The following is an 18,240-nucleotide window of genomic DNA, read 5'->3' as shown; positions in this document are numbered from 1 at the left end:
TACTGCTTCGGCCACTGCCATTGTAACGGTGGTAGACAGTAACAACCCCGTTATTATTGGTTTACCTCAAGACATTATTTATCAAATAACTGACAATACCTGTGAAGCAGTTATTAACTGGTCAGTTCCTTCAGTTCAAGACAATTGTTCGGCTAGCGTGTCGACTACTCATCAACCCGGTGCTTCTTTCCCTGTTGGCACTACCCAGGTTACCTATACGGCTACCGATGCCTCGGGTAACCAAACCACCGCTAGCTTCAACGTGGTTGTAAAGGCCAGTCCTATTGTCATTACTCTGGAACCATTGGTGTATAACCAAATTGATGAGTACAATGTATCGTGCTATGGTGCAGCCGATGGTGAAATTACCGTAGCCGCTGAAGGTGGATGTGGCAACTACACTTACTTGTGGAGTAACGGAGCCACAACGGCCGACATTAGTGGCCTGACAGCCGGAGTATACTCGCTTACGGTAACCGATGAGCATGGGAACTCGACCACCAAGAGTGTTGAGCTGCGTCAACCAAGCCCATTAGAAGTAGAAACCTTCGTAACTCCTGAATATCCGGCCGGTAGCGGCACCGACCAACACACCATATACCTTGGCTATGGTGAGCAAACTGTGACCCTAACTGCCAGTGCAACCGGTGGCAACGGAGATTATACTTACACCTGGCTCCCGGAAAACGAAATTGCCTGTAGTTCGCTAAACTCTGTGGTAGTAGCACCAGAAGTAACTACTACCTATGAAGTAATAGTTACAGATGTAGCAGGCTGCTCGGTTTCTAAAACCATTACGGTTAATGTGATTGATGTACGCTGCGAAGGTGGCAACAATGGTGGCGGTAATAATGGTGGTGGAAACAACGGTGGCGGCAATAATGGTGGCCAATCGTGTGATTGTGAAGGTAAAATGAAAAACTTCACAGTAATCTATAATGGTCTTTCAGGCACTACTGTTAAAGCCTATAAAAAGAACAAGAGCAGTATTATTGAAACCTTCTACAATGTTCAAAATGGCGACCGTCTCACAGTAAGTGGTTTCGACCATAAAGGAAGGCTCGATGCTAAAACCTATTTGAAAGTTGGTTCAGTATACTATGAAATTCATACCTCTTGCTCTGAAGACATTATGGGTATTACAGTTGGTCCGTTTACAGTTATAGAATATACGGATGGAGAAGGCAGCACATGTACCATGGATAGCTATAACCCTGGTGATGGTGGTGGCACTGGAGACAGTGACGATGACGATAGCCATGATTCGGATGATGATGACAATGGAGGAGACTCTGATGATGACGATGATGATTCGGACGATGACGACAATGGAAAAGGAAAAGGTAAGGGTAAAGGCAAGGGCAAAGGTAATGTAAGCAGCGGCTTTACTTATGGTAGTACTGCCAGTGGTTATCGTTGGGGCTCAAACTGGTGGGGCAGCGACAATGACAATGACGATGATGACGATGATGATGACGACAGTCATGATTCAGACGATGATGATGACGATGGTGGCTCTGGCAACGACAATGGCTCTGGAGACAACAATTGTCAGTGTGAAGGTAGAATGAGAAACTTCACAGTCGTTTACAACGGAACTTCAGGAGTCACTGTTAAAGCATATAACAAGAAGAAAACCTATCTCATTGATGAATTCTACGATGTACAGAGTGGCGATGTGCTCTTTGTAGAAGGGTTCGATTCAAAAGGAAGACTGGAATCTAAAACCTTCCTTAAGATCAACGGGTTCTCCTATGAAATACATACCTCATGCTCTATTGACATACTAGGACAAACCTACGGACCATTTACTGTGGTAGGTTATACTGATGGTGAAGGTAGCAGTTGTTCCATAGTAACGGGTGAACCTCCGGTGGCCGAAGAAGAATCTTCTTGTGAGGCTACTGCGGCTCAAGATGGCGGACACGCCATGTGGCTAAGCGAATACTACAGAAATGGAAGTAATGCCAAGTATGTTTTCGAAAACATAAATGGTGACTTTGTGCGCTACACCGATGGTTCTGCCAAGCTCACAGGCCGACTGGTGAACATCTATGATACCAATGACATTTGGGAAATAGATTTCATACTCGAAGGAGGACACGACTGGAGCGAATGGTCTGGCTTAGGTAGAAGCTACAAGGACGAAAAGTCACTAGCCGGCAATAACTACCAGAACTGGACTTACTTTACTCTAAGCAGCGACAGCCGACTGAAGGGCAAGGGCTCTAATCAGGGCAAAGTGGTAAAAGTGAGCCACATGCCATCTAATTACCAATTTGGATTCCAACTGGGTAATGCAGCCAACAACAAAAACTCGAACTACGGTCTTTCCGGTTGGTTCTACTATAAGAACTACTGCAACCAGTGGGAGCAAGGAGATATTAACATCGACCTGATCAATTGTCAGGACGAAGAGCCGGGCGAACCAGGCGGTTGCCAGGTGAACACAATTGAATGGAATGGAAAAATAACCGTTTGTTACAATGGTTCGCCAATGTGCGTAAGTAAGGCACAAGCCGAGCAGCTCTTAGCTCAAGGAGCTACCTTAGGAAGCTGTAGCAATATTAATGGTGTGGTAAATACTAACCCGGGAGAGTCTAATCAGGAAGTAACCATCAACAATGAGCCTCCTGTAAGAATAGAGGTGAGCGCTTTCCCTAACCCGGCCAAAGATTTCACAACCATTACCTTTAAGGTGCTTGAAGCAGGTCCGGTTAAAGTGGGCATCTACACCTCGCAAGGTATGCCTGTAGGCCAGCTGTATGAAGACATGGCCGAGGCTGACAAAACCTACGAAATTGAGTTCAATGCTTCCGGTTTGCTCGATGGAATTTACCTCATCAGGGTGAACACAATGGATATTGTAGAAACCAAGAAGCTGATCATTAAACGATAAGAATTATCAAACCCAATAAAATGGCCGGCCAACACCGGCCATTTTCGTTTGTTCTTTCTGTCCTATATTTGCATACCCTTAACAGCTATGGAACTTACAGCAGACAACAAATTGAGAAAGCTTATTGTAGTGGGAGATCGACTGTTGATCAGACCCAAAAAACAGCCTGAGAAAACAGAAAGTGGACTTTATCTGCCTCCTGGCGTTCAGGAAAAAGAGAAAGTTCAATCAGGCTTTGTCATTAAAGTAGGCCCCGGCTATCCCATTCCTATGCCTACCGATGAAGACGAACCCTGGAAAGAAAGCGAAGAAAAAATTAAATACGTACCTTTACAGGCGCAAGAAGGCGATCTTGCTATCTTTCTTCAAAAAGGAGCCGTTGAGATCGTTTATCAGGGAGAAAAACTCTTTATTGTTCCCCAGTCTTCCGTTTTAATGTTAGAACGAGAACAGGATCTTTAACCAAAGTCTTTCTTTTGCCGTTGAAGGAAAAATACAAGATGGCTATTTCGTCATATTTGACTAAAAAGTTATCTTGCTACTAATATTATTTATTGAATGCAATACAAAACAATTAGGTTCTCAAGAACCAACCAAGCTGAATTCATCAGCGATTTAAAATCTCAGGTCAAAGCATATTTTGAAGCAAACAATATTTCCACTTATGGAAATTGGAAAATGGTGCTCAAGACCGTGTTTATGTTTACCCTATATTTTGCCCCATACATACTGATGCTTTGTGGAGTAATTACCAATGTATGGGTTATTTTAGGTATGTGGGCCCTTATGGGTTTTGGAAAAAGCGGTATTGGTCTTTCTGTAATGCACGATGCCAACCATGGAGCCTATTCCAGAAATCAAACCGTAAATAAATATCTGAGTTACGTCATGAACATGATTGGCGCCAACTCTTACATTTGGAAAATTCAGCACAATGTACTCCACCATACCTTCACCAATATTGAAGGTATGGATGAAGACATTGACCCTGGAAAACTAATGCGCCTGTCCCCTCATGCCCCCCGGCTTAAAGCCCACAGGCATCAGCATATTTATGGCTGGTTTCTCTATGGCATGATGACTTTCTTGTGGCTAACCACCAAAGATTTTAAGCAACTGGTACGCTACAAAAAAATGGGCCTCATGAAAGCCCACAAACGTTCGTTTAGTGGTGTACTCACCGAAGCCATTGTTTCCAAAGTACTCTATTATGCCTATGCTTTGGCATTGCCTCTATGGCTTATTCCTGCACCTTGGTATGTAATACTCATAGGTTTCTTCATTATGCACTTTATTACTGGCCTTATGTTGGGACTCATATTCCAGCCGGCTCACGTAATGCCTACCTCAGAGTTTCCTGTGCCGGACAACTCAGGAAGTGTAGAAAACAACTGGGCTGTTCATCAGCTGTTTACCACCACTAACTTTGCTCCGGGAAGTAAAATTTTCTCATGGTTTGTAGGTGGCCTCAATTACCAGATAGAACACCACTTGTTTCCTAACATTTGTCATGTGCACTACAAGAAGATTTCTGAAATTGTGAGAGCAAAAGCACAAGAATACGGGCTGCCTTACCATTGCCAGAAAACTTTCTTTGATGCCGTTTACGAGCATGCGCGCATGCTCAAGCAATTAGGTAGAAACGATCAGTATGCAGCCTAAGCCCTAGCGATTGAGCAGGGCAAATTCCTTGGCATGATAAGTTAAAATAACATCGGCCCCGGCCCTCTTAATGCTCATTAGGGTTTCCTGCATTACCCGGTCATAATCCAACCAGCCTTTAGAAGAAGCTGCCTTTAGCATAGAATACTCACCACTTACGTTATAGGCAGCTATAGGCTGAGGGTAGCTGTCTTTCAGCAGTTTAATAACATCCAGATAAGCCAAAGCAGGTTTTACCATCAGAAAGTCTGCCCCCTCTTCTACATCAAGGTCTGCCTCAATGAGTGCCTCTTGCTGATTGGCAGGATTCATCTGGTACGTTTTCTTATCGCCACTTTTCGGTGCAGAATCGAGCGCATCGCGGAAGGGACCATAAAATGCACTGGCGTATTTGGCCGTATAAGACATAATGGACACCTCCGTAAAGCCGTTTGAGTCCAGAACTTCGCGTATATAGCCTACCCTTCCGTCCATCATATCTGAAGGGCCTATAATATCAATTCCACAGGCCGCCTGAGAGAGTGCTTGTTTTCCCAGTACCTCCAGGGTTTCATCGTTCAGAATTCTACCGTCTTTCACTAAGCCATCATGCCCGTCCGAGCTATACGGATCAAGCGCCACGTCTGTCATAATGCATGCTTCCGGAAACTCTTTTTTTATTCGTCTTAAAGCCTGCTGGTAGAAGAAACCATCATCATAGCAGCGAGTGGCTGCGCTGTCTTTATAATGCTCCGGAACCACAGGAAAAATATCGAAGGCCTTAATTCCCAAGGAAAGGCAAGTCTCTATTTCTTTTAGCATTTTCTCCAGACCAAGTCGGTAAATACCAGGCATAGAGTCTACCGCTATACTATCATTTACCCCTTCCAGCAAAAACAACGGAAAAATAAAATCGCTGGTGGTTACCCGGGTTTCCTGAATTAAAGACCTTATAGCTTCAGATTTTCTGTTTCTTCTCGGACGAATGTTCATGGTAGAAATTTTGGCAAAGATAACACACCCTTTTTTCTATTCCTCTATTCCGGCCGGTAGTCTAAGGAGCTTAAGCTCAAACCCCTCAACATTCTAACAAACACCATTGGTGTAGATGCACCATAAAAGCCTGAGTCTATGCTCGCCTGTAAAACAAGCCGGTTAAAAAGTAAACTTATCTGAGGGTCAGGCATATGGGAGCCGTTAAACCTTCTGAGACCTTTGTAGGTCTAACCGGCACTATGAAAACAAAGGTCATCACTTTTTGGGTTGGACTGCTGCTCAGCGGCTTTTCTGCCACCGCACAATACTGGGTTGTAAAAGGTACTGTTTTAGACAGTGCCGAAAACTTACCGCTGCCATCGGCCACTGTGGTTCTCACCAAAATGGCTGATTCTACCAAGCGGGCCTTTTCTACAACAGAATTGGGTGAGTTTCGAATAACGGGAGTAACCAATGGTCAGTATGAGCTTTCCATAAGCTTTGTGGGTTTCAAATCTTTCCGAAAGAAGCTCGACATAAAAGACGCATCTGCAGATGTGGGGCAGGTAATTCTTGCTCTTGACACAAAGTCACTAAACGATGTAACCGTAGAAGCACTGGCCGAGCGGGTGAGGCAAAATGGAGATACCACTGAGTTTAATGCCGCAGCCTTTAAAGTAAACCCCGATGCCACTGCCGAAACATTACTGGAAAAACTCCCCGGAGTAGTTATTCAGAATGGCCAGGTTCAGGCCCAAGGTGAAACTGTTCGCAGAGTGTTGGTAGACGGCCGTGAGTTTTTCGGTGACGATCCTAATGCCGCCCTACGCAATCTTCCGGCCGAAATCATTGAACGCATTCAGGTATATGATCAGGCCAGCGATCAGGCCCAATTCACCGGTTTCATGGATGGTGAAACCTCAAAAACCCTTAACATTATTACACGAGCCAGTATGCGAAATGGTGAATTTGGAAACGTTTATGCAGGAGCGGGCACCAACAATACATACAACGCAGGAGGAAGCATAAACCTGTTTCGTGAAAAGTCGCGCACCACAATTCTCGGACACGTTAATAACATTAACATTCAGAACTTTTCTACCAGCGACTTGCTGGGAATTACTGCCGGTGGTGGCCGAAGAGGCGCCATGGGTGCTCGTGGCGGTGGCCGAGGAGGAGCCGGTGGCGGCTTTAGTGGTGGCTTTGGAGGCGATGCCGGTGGTTTTGGAGGAGGCGGAGGCGCTTCCAATTTTCTGGTAGGCCAGCAAGGAGGAATTTCTGAAACCAAAGCCTTGGGAATAAATTATTCCTATCAGGACAAAGGCCCATTGAAGTTTAGTGGAAGCTACTTCTTCAATCAATCAGACAACCAGTCAGACGAATCGGTATTCAGGCAATTTACCTTACCTCAAAATGAAGGGCAGGTATACACAGAAAATAGTTACTCACCCAGCCGCAACATAAACCATCGTTTTAGTGGCGAACTGGAGTATACCATTAACCCCAAAAACTCTCTCATCATCAGACCAAGAATTACCCTGCAGGATAACTCCGGGTCGGGCATAGTCGATGGAGCCACTTATATGGGAACCAATCTGCTCAATACAGCTTACACAGAAAACACTTCTATTTTAGAGGCACTAAGCTTTAACAACAACCTCCTCTACAGGCATTCATTCGAAAAAAGAGGACGTACTTTCTCTATCAACTTAAATACCGGACTTAATGAAAGTACAGGAGACAGTTACCTGATTTCAGAAAACATATTCTATGGCCGCAATCCTAATACGGTTGAGCTCAACCAATTTGGAGATCAGGATACTAAAGGCTTTAACATGACCGCCAATGCCACATATACAGAACCACTCACTGACAAAACCCAACTCTTGGTTTCTTACCGCTACGGCTATCAATTCAACGACTCCAAAAGAGAAAGCTTTGACTATGAAGAAGCCACAGGCCAATACAGCAACCTTAATATGCCTTTGAGCAACACGTTCGAAAACGACTACATTACGCATCAAAGCACGGTGGGGTATAACGTAAGGGGTCAAAAGGCAAACCTCACACTTAGGGGCACCTATCAATGGGCCTTACTGGACAACGACCAAACCTTTCCTATTCAAGACAACGTGGACCGGAAGTTTGGCAACTTCATACCTTCTGTGGTATATCGATATAGGTTCGAAAACGGGCGCAGCCTCAATATTAACTACCGGGCCAGCACCGATGCGCCCAGTGTGAGTCAATTGCAAAGTGTTATTAACAACACTGATCCACTCAACATTTCGGCCGGAAACCCTCAATTAGATCAAAGCTATCAACACTCGGCCACTATTCGGTACAACAAAGTTGATATGAGTTCGAACCGAACCTTCTTTACTTTGCTGAGTGGTAGTTTTTCCAACAACCAAATAAGCACTAGTTCCTATGTTGCCGGAGGCGATGGTGCCACTGTAGATGGCATACGTCTGGAGCCTGGAGCGCGCTACTCTAAGCCTGTTAATCTGGACGGTTACTGGAACCTCAGGAGTTTTGTTTCTTACGGAGTTCCGCTTGGCTTTATAAAATCTAACCTCAACTTTACGGGCACACTGGCCTATTCGCAGTCTCCTGAGCTGATCAATAACCAATTGAACTATGCCAAAACACCTACAGCCGGACTAGGATTGGTTTTAAGCAGCAATATCAGCGAAAAAGTAGACTTTACGATTTCCAGCAACAGCAACTTTAGCTGGGTAGAAAACTCACTCCAGAGCCAGGCCAACGTAAATTACTTCAACCAATCGACCAGACTTAGGCTCAACTGGATTTTTGGTGACGGCTTAGTTTACCGAACAACTCTGAGTCATACAGCCAACTCGGGTCTTTCCGATGGGTTTAACCAAAATTTTGTACTCTGGAATATGGAGGTAGGTAAAAAGATGCTACAGCAAAAGGCCGAAGTAAAACTAGCGGTGTTCGACTTACTCAAGCAAAATCAGAACATCAGACGCAACGTTACCGGATCCTATATTGAAGACAACCAAACACAAATTCTAACACAGTACTTTATGGTGTCTTTCATTTACAATATTAGAAGCTTTGGAACGGGCAATGCTATTCCAGACGATCGTATGGAACGTTTTCAGCAAATGAGGGAGCGTTTTGGAAGGGGTGGCAATGGAGGTTAGTCCAATTTCATCACGTTTTTTAAATATTTAACAACTAATGCTTTAGGTTTCATTGCGGAATGGTTAGTTTCATGGTCAACACACCATACATGAGACTGACCATTTCTATTTTTTTCTTCTTTCTAGTCACTTTTTGGTGCCAGGCTCAGCAAACCTATTCCCTTAAAGGCACGGTCTATGACTCTGCATCGCGGGAGTCTCTGCCTTTTGCCAATGTGGTACTCAAAACCACGAAAGACTCTGTTTTAAAAGCAACCGTTACGGACTCGCTGGGACGATTTAAACTAGACCAACTGACTAAGGGAGATTACCTGTTGCAAGTCTCTTTTATAGGATTTACTCCCTATGAAAAAAGTATAGAATTAAATGACCAGCTTGACATGGGAGCCATCTGGCTTAGTGAAAAGCCCATGGGACTTGCTGATGTAACCATTGAAGCAGAAGCCGAACCGGTGGTAGTGAAAGAAGACACGCTTGAATTTAACGCCAGAAGTTACCCCGTGCCTGAAGGGGCCGAACTGGAAGAGCTACTAAAGAAGCTACCGGGAGCGGAGATCAAAGATGGTGCGCTCATAATCAATGGAAAGCGAATAGAAAAAGTGTTGGTAGATGGCAAGCCCTTCTTTTCCACACAAATAAACGTGGCGATGAAAGATCTTCCGGCAGATCTGGTGAAGAAAATTCAGGTGATCGATGAAAAGTCTGAAGAAGCCCAGTTTACGGGTCATGACGATGGCAAAAGGACTCCGGTTCTGAACGTGGTGAGCAAGCCGGAAAAAAAGAAAGGCTACTTTGGCTCTCTCTCTTCGACCTATAGTCCCCCCGGCAGGGCAAGTACAGGGGGCAATGCCGGTATTTTTAAAGGAGATACACGGTTAGGGATAAATGCCCGATACAATAATTTAGGAGGAGGGAGTCCGGGGGCTGTTATGGCAATGTCAGAAATGGGTTCCGAGTCTATACCTGTCTCCATTAGCGAAGGTTCCAGTGGCATTAGTACAGATAAGTCGGCCGGTGCCTCATATTCAACCTCCATAAAGAATAAGCTCGATATTAATTCCAGCTTTAGTTGGAGTAATAGTGAAACGGTCTCTTCTTCGTCCATCAGCCGTAAATACCTGCAGGCTGTAGACAAGGGACGAACCTATGAGCAACAGTCGGAGAGAGAAAACAGCCGAAGCCGTTATTCGGGCAATATTAAGTTGAGATATAAGCCCAACGACAATAATCATTTTTCTTTTTCGCAATATGTTTCACAGAGCCAAACATTTACGAATAGTGATTTAGAAGGCATCACTTTTCAGGAAGGTAAAGTTTTAAACACTACCGAAAACCGCAACTACAGCAACAGCATTAGTACGGCCTGGAGAAACCAGGCCTCCTGGCGACATAAGTTCAGCAAAGAAGGCCGAACACTTTCAATTGCCTTGAACTTTAGCGAAAACACCAGTGAGGGGCAAGACTCTGTTCGGTCTGTAAACACATTTACTGATGGCACTATTACCGAACAACGGTTCGACCAGGTGAGCAGCCCAACAGATAGAAGTCGCAATTCTGGCATATCGGTTACAGTCACTGAGAAAACCGGAGAAAAATCCAGTCTACGCTTCGGCTACCAATACACGCACAGCCTCAGTCAAACCGAGAGGTTATTGCTAGACTATACGCCCTCCTCGGGAGGTTATGATGAGCTAGACCCACTCCGATCTAGTGATTTTTCGCTCGTTCAGACAGTACAGGAATTCAACAGCGGGTATAGTGTAAACACTAAGAAGCTGCGCATATCTCCCAACCTGTCGTATGAAACCATTCTTATTAATAACGATCAGACCTACCCACGCGAGGTACAAACAAATAAAAGGTTCAGCGGGCTTATACCTCGCCTCTCTATAATCTCATACCCAAAAGAAGGCAAACAAATCAGAGTAAATTTGAGCCGATCCATGAAAGCTCCCAGGGCCACGCAGCTACAAGATGTATTAGACAATTCAAACCCTCTCTTTCTAAGACAAGGTAATCCCGATTTAAAGGCCGGTTTTTCGAATCATTTTTCGGTTAATCTGCACAATGTGAATTCCGAAACAGGCGCTTATTCGTCTATGCGTTTTGCCTCCTCATTGTGGGAGAATGCCATAACAAATTACACCATTGTAGGAGATGGCTCCAATGCTCCGGAAGGTTTGGATCTGCCGATTGGAGCCCGGTATACCCGGCCGGTAAATATTTCAGGAGCGAAGTCACTCTCTGCCGACTATAGTAAAAACCACAAGGTATTGAAAGGCAAAATGAGAATGGGCTATGGACTGGGGTTATCTCACTCCTATAGCCCACAATTCATTAACGAGAGCCTGCAATCGGTGCGTACCACTTCATACAATGTTTCAATGAATTTCACGAGTAATTTCTCTAAAGAGGTAACCCTTCAGATGACGGCACTTCCAAGATACTCGAGAGTACGCAACTCTAACCCAGAGCAAGACAACTCCAGCTACTTTTCCTGGTCAGGGCAATTCCGAGCACACTGGAACTCAAAAAAGGGGTATGTATTATCTACCAATGTAGCCTACACATATAATAGCGGGGTGAATGAATTGGGCAGCTTTAGCCGATTCATATGGAATGCTTCGGTCAAGCGGCAACTCTTCAAAAAGAAGCTTTCTGTTGGAGTTACAGCCAATGATATATTGCGCCAGTTGTCTGATCAGAACAGAAACGTATCGTCTGAGTACATTCAGAATTCCAGCACCGAACTCTTGCGGCAGGTATTTCGGTTTAGCCTAAGTTACCGATTCAGCAAATTTGGCTAAGCCCCTGTTGGTTACCGACCATATACTCTCAGGGTATTGAATCGGTTGTCGCAAGCCTCTAACTGTACCGGTGCTTTGTTGAAAGCATTGTACGAAAGGGTTACGGCCATGGCCTCAAAGGTTAGGTCGTTAGTGCTGTCTTTGGTTACTCCCTCCATTACCACCATTCTAAAAAGGTATACAGAATCTCTTTTTGTTAGCTGCACAGATTTTTCGCGACCATCGGCAAAACCGGTTTGCACCAAGTACTCTCCCAATCTTTGGGCCTCCTCTTCCGTAACCTCTTCGGTATAGTACACATCGGTTCCCTCGAAAGACAGTTTGCTGCCATAACCGGGTTGACTGATGTACCAAACCAGTAGCATCAGGGCCATAATGGCCATTGCGGTAAATACTTTTTTCATAGGTAATTATGGTTTAGAAACGGTAAAAAAGAGAGGCCTTACAGAATCAGTTATTGTTTAAAGCTTACACAAAGCCCAACATTGACCGACCTGGGATACGGCCTCTCGGTAAAATTTGATTGAGGTTTTATTTATTTACTTTCATAAGCTTCCAAGAAGCCATTCAGTGAGTTTTTCACATAGCCGGAAATTACCTGCCCTACTCCACTGAGGTATTTCTGCGGATCGCATGGAATGGCTTGCGTTTTTTCGAGTTCTCTGTCGTCATAGCTAAACACAGTGTAGAAACCATTGCCAGAGCCCCATAAGTCCTGATCTGCTTTTTGCGTGGCCTTATACTTTTTGTCTTCAAAGACTCCTCCTATTTCAACATCCTTTTTCAAAGCATGCTGAACTTGTGCCTGATCTTTTAAACTTTCCATGTAAATGTAGCTGCTGTTGGTTTGTATTGTAAGCGTATTTGTTTGGCTCACCTGAACAGACTCATAGTTAGCCAACCTAAAGTTGGGTTTTACCACCACCTTGGCAAGGCCCCCAATGGTTTTTCTTAAACTTTTGCTCACACCCCCTTCGGCTTCTTCAACAAAAGGAATGGCCAGATTCATTTTCACTATTATGGCTCCATCGAGTTGTTTAGATAGTTTGGTTGCGTATTCGAAAACACCATTTTTGGTTCTACCCTTCTTGGTAATTCGTCTCACAAAGAAGTCTCTGCCGGAAGGCATTGTGGCTATATAGCCTGGAAACTGAGCCTCACTGATCTGACCTCCCGGAAGTCTTTCCCAATCGGACAGGAGCTCTGTCTGAGCGGCCACATCGGGCTCTACAATTTCAAAGCCTTTTGCCTTTAGGGTACTAACAAAGTCTTCATAAGCCCGATCTGTAATCTTCTGAAGTTCATTGAGGTCGATGTCCGGAATGGCGACACTCAACGAGGCCGTGGCATCTCCCCGATACCCACCACCAAGCTCTCGCCCTCCTCTGGCAATGGATGTTTGACTATAGGCCAACTGATAGTTGATATTGAATTCGGAAATGAAAATTTTCTTAGGAGCCTTTGACAGCTTTTTCTGTCCGAAGCCAGATTCCTTGAGTTCTATCTCTCCTATTTGCTGCGCATGCACCGGCATGCTCAAAGACAGCAATAAAACGGTTAAGGTTAAATACTTGCTCATAACGCTTGATTTTGAATGAGTTATTTTTGGGTAAACTGACCGTAGAAGCCCGGCCCACTGGCTAGTTCCAGATTGATTTCATTAAGGCTACCGTCACTGTTTTGTGACACATTGAAGGCGATGTCTTCTATGCAGGCTGCTTTAAAAGTGTAGTTTCCTGAAGTGGCTCCGAAACGCGCCACTGGATTCTCTACAGAAAAGCAGTCTCTTCCTTCTATAGATACCACCAGTGTGTTGGCCGAAATTGTAAAGGTGGCTTCAGTGCCCTGCGCAATGGGAGAGTTGGGTTCTGCGTAGGTAAATTCCATTTCGAATGTGCCATGAATTGCAGCAGGAACGGAAGTAGCCGTCTCGTCTTGTCCTGCGCTTGCCTGGCAAACCTCTCCGGAACAATCGTTGGCCGTAGGCTCTGTGTCTTCGCCACAGGCTGTTATCATAAACAGCCCGAGCAATACCATCATTGTTGTAGCTTTTTTCATTGTTTAAGGATTAAAAAGTTGATTATGCAAAACCAAAGCTCCATAAACCCGGGGCTCGAACACATCCCGTCTAAAGGGTGAATTTACCTCCGTACCAGTACGTAGTGCCGGCATGGCGGCCATAGACTAGTTACCCACCTGTTGGAGGAGCACGTTCACCTCTGCCGAAGGGATTATCTCTGCAGCAATGACATCTAAATACCCGGCATTGCTAAAACCTTTGAAACGATAGGCACTCAGTTTGCCTCCCGGTGGAGTGAAAAAGCGAAGAATATCGCCATTGTGGTTATAAGACCGCGCTCCGTCATCTTTTATGCGATCTCCTTTTACTACCAGATCGAAGGAGTTGTCGCTTACCTTTATCAGATAAGCAGCATCGGCATTCTTTGGGAGTTTTTCTATGGGCAAAATCTTAAAGGTGGAGTCGTTTTTATACTCGAATTTGTAAGTCTCCCCGCTAGATTGGTCGTATATAAGTTCTTTCCAAACAGGATCTTGACCATTTACCGTAATGTACTCTCTGTTGACATCGGTTTGTAGTTGTCCGGCAATGGCCAGCAGAGCTTTATTCTTCCCCCACCGTATTACCCCATTTTGCTCATTGGAAATCAACACTTCCACTTTTCCTTTCTCTATAGTTTCAGATAACTGATAGTCTTCCAGGCGGTATAGAAAATGATCGACCGTGTCGTAGGTTATCAGGTGAGCTGTGCCAAATGAGTCGAACCAACCTAATCTGCTCTGGATGTAAATTCCGTTGGCGTTGGTCATATAGAACTGTCCATCACTCTTGGAAAACCGTAGATTCCCCAATTCAGCCTCATCCGATTTGGGTGTCAAGTCCGGGTCAATGCTCAGTTCGGTAAGCTGCTTTCTCACCTCATCGGCTCCCAAATTATAGGCATATATAAACTGCCCCGGCTCTGCGGTATCGAAATCCGGAAAACGATAGGCTTGCACTTTATTCTTTTCATCTTTATAGAAATGAACAACTTCTTTGTCGTCTTCTGTCAAAACGCTGAAATCATAGTCCGATACCTTGGCTCCTTTTTCAAAAATCACCCATCGGCTAGCCTCTAGCTTTAGTAAGTATACATTGCCTTGGGTATAGGGGAGTCTGCTCATGGGGCCCATGACCTCCGGCTGTTCCAAATCGTAGTTCATGGAGTAGCTGGCATTGGTTAGGGAGTCGTACAACAGAGCACCATACTTGCGCTTGTTGTTATCAAGTTTGTGGGAGTTGAACTGATAGCTCGTAAACCGCACTCCGGGCTTGTAGAAAACTATGCTTTTGCCCTCGTTGTATAAGTAGTAGCCATAGGGGCTACCCTCTAGCAGCGGAGTTATTTTTCTGTTGAGGTGTTCCTTGCCATTTTCAAGTGCATAGTACCCGTCCATTCTAAGATACTGTTGAGTTAAAGGATAGTACACAATCAGCTCATTATCAGGAGTCTTCACAGGCTTACTGGAAATATTGGTCACCACATCGCCCTTCCAGGTTTTTATGCGATAGTTACCATTGGCCAGCTTATCGAACAGAAAATTTGAAAAGTCTATACTCAAAAGGTTGTTCTCCTTAATTTCCTCAATGGGTTTGCTCAGGTAAACAGCAGGAAAAACATCTCCTTTTTGTCCATTATCGAAGTTTTTGCGGAAATCGGGCAAATAGTACCAGTAAAAGCCCGACCCCACCTGATCGAACACCAACTTGTGGCCATTGGAATCTTCCAACTGCCTTTCCACCGAGATAGACCGCCCATAACCCGTTAGCACATACGTGGAGTCTGTGGCTTTTCCCCAATAGTAATGGGTGTCCAATAGCTCTGCGACTCCTACTTTTCCGCCCAGTTTATTCGCATGTTTAACCACCAGGCTCTTGTTAATATCAGCCCGTAGGTAGGCTATAGCGCTAGAGCCTACCTCATATTTGGTGTAATCTGTAAAGGTGGAAGTTCCGCTGGTGAGCTTTTTACCTTCCTTATACAACTCTATTGCTCCACTGGAGCCTTCGGAATAGAGAATGGCCTTGGGTGTATTGGTAATTATTTGAGCTTCCCCCCATGAGGTCATATTGGATGTGGCATCATAATCTTTGAGCAGGTACCAGGCCTTCTCTGAAGCAACATAGGTTAACCTGTCTTTAGAATTGGGAATGTCATGAACATACCCCTGGCTTACCACCCTGCCATTCACAACCAACTGCATTTGCGAATACTTTCTCATGAACTGCCCTCGGTCGTCCAACGGACTCTCCATTTGGGTTCTGCCCGTTTCGGAGCCATCGGCATATATGATTTTCCGAAGAATTAAAGCAGACCGGCCAAACTGATCGTCTATTACCTCGCCCTTTATCCAGTTGCCCAAGGAGTCATCTTCAAAGAGCTGACGCTTGAATCCCTGCTGTGCGGTACTCACTTTCTTGGTTTCTTCACGAACATCTCTGTTGAGCGGTTTATCGGTATACTTAGTGATTTCAAAGACTCCCTGATCCGTATTTCTTTTTTCTCTGGTAATAAGCCGATCATTGTCGGTTTCGTAGGTATATGTAGAAATTACCTCAACTTCTGCCTGATTGGGCAGCTTTCTGCTCAGCTTGGTTCTTCTACCTTCCTGGTCTACCTCATAGTACTCTGTAAGTTGCTGCGTTCCATTTTGTATTACTTCCACGGCAATCAGGTGATTGTCTTTGTTGTAGGTATAATTCCTCTCCACCGTATTGGGGCCTTGGACCTGCGTGGTTTTGGTGACTAAACTTTTCTTGTATTCATAAGAAGTGGTTTGCAGGGCCAGGTTGTTGGCTGGGTTCACCACCTTTATTTCTGTAAGCAAACCCTTTTTATCTACCGTATATACATACTTATAGGTTTGATTATTGGCTATGAGATGACTTGAGATAGTGGCCAATCGCCCGGATTCATCATAACTCTCCACATCTTTTTTCACATAGGTAAGGCCTTTGTCGTTGACAAACTGATAGGTATGCCACTCAATGGCCTTTACCTTTCCGTTTATCCCTTTGCTTTCGAGTGTGGGCACTTGCAGATCTTGTGCAATGCCCAAAGTGGCCAGCAACCACAAACAGGATGTAATGAATGCTTTCATGGCTTATTTCTTAAAGTGAGTAAATACTGCGTCAGGAATAAATGTGCTGATGATCACCTTCATACCTTCTTCAAAATCGAGCACTTTCCAGGTGGAATAGTCTTTGGCGTTTACCGCAAACATTTCGCGTTTTATGGCAATCCGATAGCTATCGGGTTGTTGAAACTTCACATTCTCCTTACCAAATTGCTTTTGGTAGTTGCTCAATAGCAGGCTCTTTAACTGGCCTTCTTTGTCGTTCGAAAGATCAACTTTAAAGGTCATGGCGAAGGCGTAGCTCACCAAGGCATACTCATGTTCGCTGTGGTTAAATACCGGGCTAATGCTGTTTATTTTGAACTCGTCCATACTCATGCTCATGCCCGGGGTGTTAAACATTTGCCTGTACTGAGCTACAAAGGTCTCTTTGCCCAGCATGGCCAATAGTTGCGGATGAACCATGTCCAGGGCCTCTTCTATTTTCTGACTGCTCAGGAGGTTAAAATAGGTCCGCACATCGCTCTCAATGGTTTGGCTCTGGCCTTTCAACTTTGATGTTGACAGCAGTAAACAGAGACCAATAACAAATGGAAAACTTTTCATTTCAGTTGATTTTTGATAGCTGAAAGATCAGTGGAATAAACCTTGGAGGGAATCCCCTAAGCCCAGTAATTAGGCCTCCGTGCCAGCACGTACTCACCCAACGTAAAAAACTGATGCACAAAAGATTACAAAAGAGCCGAGCGGTATTGGCCTTCGCTTTTGCGAACCAGACCAATAGGCCCGGCAAAGTAGGTTCAAAGCAGTAAAGCAATGCCTACCAGTTAAGGTGCAGGCTCCACTTTAGGGTGAATGAATCTGTATCGTCTGCCTCGTTGATCATGGTTAGGGCGTTCAAGTCGGAGGTAAGTACTCCATCGGCAATAGATACATCTACAGTTGTCCCGCCCTCAGAAAGGTAATTTTTGTCTTCTCTGGAGTGGCCTGTGTTCACAAAAAAGGTTTGATAAAGGTTCAGCTCTCCGGTACCAATAGTAATCCGCTCATTGGTAAAGGTAAATGTACCCGTTGCCGTAGGTCGGGCTTCAAAAGCCAGCTGAATAGCAAATGTACTGGCCGTACCGCCATCGTTATTGCTTTGGCTCAACTGTGCTCTTGTGGCAAAGTTTATTTGGTACCGGAAGGGTCCCGACCCACCGGGAAGTGCAGTGGCAGAAGCCACAAAAAAAGAGTCGGTGTCTACCAATACCCAACTTTCAGGCTCACCTGTCAGGTCTTCTTCCACATCTTCTTTGGGAGTGGTGCCCTCGTCATTATCGCAACTGGCAATGCCTGCAAAAAGTAGCAAAGCCAACAGCATTAGTAATACGTTCTTTGTTTTCATAGCTGCTTTTTTTGAATCTAAATTGGCCTGTTAAGCAGCCTTAAAACATCCCAACCCTTGGGTAAATGTGCTTCAGTGCCAGCACTGATTGACTGAAAGAATACCCACCGGCACGGATGTTTTGCCATAGAGATATTCAACAGCTTTGAGGCAAGACAAGCAATTGTCTTTACTGGTTAACTGAGTAGTGTCAGTTCCTTAGTTGATTTTTGGGGCCACCTT

At 44.8% G+C, this 18,240-nt stretch carries 12 protein-coding genes; 5 read left to right on the top strand and 7 right to left on the bottom strand.

The window, feature by feature from the left end; all coding sequences use genetic code 11:
• The 3 genes from B3763_RS15525 to B3763_RS15515 form a co-directional block, all read left to right on the top strand.
• Positions 1-2,899: HYR domain-containing protein (locus B3763_RS15525; protein WP_286747626.1), on the top strand; the 2,899-nt coding region annotated here is incomplete at its 5' end.
• 87 nt (positions 2,900-2,986) lie between these two features.
• A complete protein-coding gene (locus B3763_RS15520) occupies positions 2,987-3,361 on the top strand; it encodes a co-chaperone GroES (RefSeq protein WP_189628205.1) in 375 nt (124 codons plus the stop codon).
• Between the two features lie 96 nt (positions 3,362-3,457).
• Complete coding sequence (locus B3763_RS15515) at positions 3,458-4,561, top strand: fatty acid desaturase family protein (protein ID WP_189628206.1); 1,104 nt, start codon at positions 3,458-3,460, stop codon at positions 4,559-4,561.
• Positions 4,562-4,564: 3 nt separating this feature from the next.
• On the opposite strand, the gene hemB is transcribed toward B3763_RS15515, so the two are convergent.
• Positions 4,565-5,533: a porphobilinogen synthase gene (hemB, locus tag B3763_RS15510; protein WP_189628207.1), complete on the bottom strand. Its 969-nt coding sequence runs from the start codon at positions 5,531-5,533 to the stop codon at positions 4,565-4,567.
• A 242-nt stretch (positions 5,534-5,775) separates the two neighbouring features.
• Between hemB and B3763_RS15505 the strand changes: the two genes are divergently transcribed.
• Both B3763_RS15505 and B3763_RS15500 read left to right on the top strand, forming a co-directional pair.
• Positions 5,776-8,688 carry a TonB-dependent receptor gene (locus B3763_RS15505; RefSeq protein WP_286747622.1) on the top strand — a complete coding sequence of 971 codons (2,913 nt, stop codon included), beginning with the start codon at positions 5,776-5,778 and terminating at the stop codon, positions 8,686-8,688.
• 89 nt (positions 8,689-8,777) lie between these two features.
• Positions 8,778-11,495, top strand: coding sequence for a TonB-dependent receptor (locus B3763_RS15500; protein ID WP_286747620.1), 2,718 nt, complete (start codon positions 8,778-8,780; stop codon positions 11,493-11,495).
• Between the two features lie 11 nt (positions 11,496-11,506).
• Here the strand turns inward: B3763_RS15500 and B3763_RS15495 are convergent, their stop codons facing one another.
• The 6 genes from B3763_RS15495 to B3763_RS15470 all read right to left on the bottom strand — a co-directional run bounded on the left by B3763_RS15495 (position 11,507) and on the right by B3763_RS15470 (position 18,018).
• Positions 11,507-11,899 carry a hypothetical protein gene (locus tag B3763_RS15495; protein ID WP_286747618.1) on the bottom strand — a complete coding sequence of 131 codons (393 nt, stop codon included), beginning with the start codon at positions 11,897-11,899 and terminating at the stop codon, positions 11,507-11,509.
• 131 nt (positions 11,900-12,030) lie between these two features.
• Positions 12,031-13,074, bottom strand: a complete 1,044-nt coding sequence (locus B3763_RS15490; protein WP_286747616.1) for a hypothetical protein — start codon at positions 13,072-13,074, stop codon at positions 12,031-12,033.
• A gap of 20 nt (positions 13,075-13,094) precedes the next feature.
• Positions 13,095-13,553 (bottom strand): hypothetical protein, encoded by a 459-nt coding sequence (locus B3763_RS15485; RefSeq protein ID WP_189628212.1) that lies wholly within the window; start codon positions 13,551-13,553, stop codon positions 13,095-13,097.
• Positions 13,554-13,679: 126 nt separating this feature from the next.
• A complete protein-coding gene (locus tag B3763_RS15480) occupies positions 13,680-16,655 on the bottom strand; it encodes a hypothetical protein (protein WP_286747614.1) in 2,976 nt (991 codons plus the stop codon).
• A 3-nt stretch (positions 16,656-16,658) separates the two neighbouring features.
• Entirely contained in the window at positions 16,659-17,237 is a 579-nt protein-coding gene (locus B3763_RS15475) for a hypothetical protein (RefSeq protein WP_286747612.1), read from the bottom strand.
• A 214-nt stretch (positions 17,238-17,451) separates the two neighbouring features.
• Positions 17,452-18,018 carry a hypothetical protein gene (locus tag B3763_RS15470; RefSeq protein ID WP_286747610.1) on the bottom strand — a complete coding sequence of 189 codons (567 nt, stop codon included), beginning with the start codon at positions 18,016-18,018 and terminating at the stop codon, positions 17,452-17,454.
• Positions 18,019-18,240: the final 222 nt, after the last annotated feature.

This window comes from Roseivirga sp. UBA1976 (assembly GCF_002336325.1).
Lineage (GTDB): Bacteria > Bacteroidota > Bacteroidia > Cytophagales > Cyclobacteriaceae > Roseivirga > Roseivirga thermotolerans.
This window is presented reverse-complemented; position numbering and strand designations above follow the sequence as displayed.

Bases quoted from the DNA above. Each gene is read 5' to 3' on its own strand.
- B3763_RS15485 (WP_189628212.1), bottom strand. From the start codon at position 13,553: ATGAAAAAAGCTACAACAATGATGGTATTGCTCGGGCTGTTTATGATA.
- B3763_RS15475 (WP_286747612.1), bottom strand. From the start codon at position 17,237: ATGAAAAGTTTTCCATTTGTTATTGGTCTCTGTTTACTGCTGTCAACA.
- B3763_RS15490 (WP_286747616.1), bottom strand. From the start codon at position 13,074: ATGAGCAAGTATTTAACCTTAACCGTTTTATTGCTGTCTTTGAGCATG.
- B3763_RS15480 (WP_286747614.1), bottom strand. From the start codon at position 16,655: ATGAAAGCATTCATTACATCCTGTTTGTGGTTGCTGGCCACTTTGGGC.
- hemB (WP_189628207.1), bottom strand. From the start codon at position 5,533: ATGAACATTCGTCCGAGAAGAAACAGAAAATCTGAAGCTATAAGGTCT.
- B3763_RS15500 (WP_286747620.1), top strand. From the start codon at position 8,778: ATGAGACTGACCATTTCTATTTTTTTCTTCTTTCTAGTCACTTTTTGG.
- B3763_RS15505 (WP_286747622.1), top strand. From the start codon at position 5,776: ATGAAAACAAAGGTCATCACTTTTTGGGTTGGACTGCTGCTCAGCGGC.
- B3763_RS15520 (WP_189628205.1), top strand. From the start codon at position 2,987: ATGGAACTTACAGCAGACAACAAATTGAGAAAGCTTATTGTAGTGGGA.
- B3763_RS15470 (WP_286747610.1), bottom strand. From the start codon at position 18,018: ATGAAAACAAAGAACGTATTACTAATGCTGTTGGCTTTGCTACTTTTT.
- B3763_RS15515 (WP_189628206.1), top strand. From the start codon at position 3,458: ATGCAATACAAAACAATTAGGTTCTCAAGAACCAACCAAGCTGAATTC.
- B3763_RS15495 (WP_286747618.1), bottom strand. From the start codon at position 11,899: ATGAAAAAAGTATTTACCGCAATGGCCATTATGGCCCTGATGCTACTG.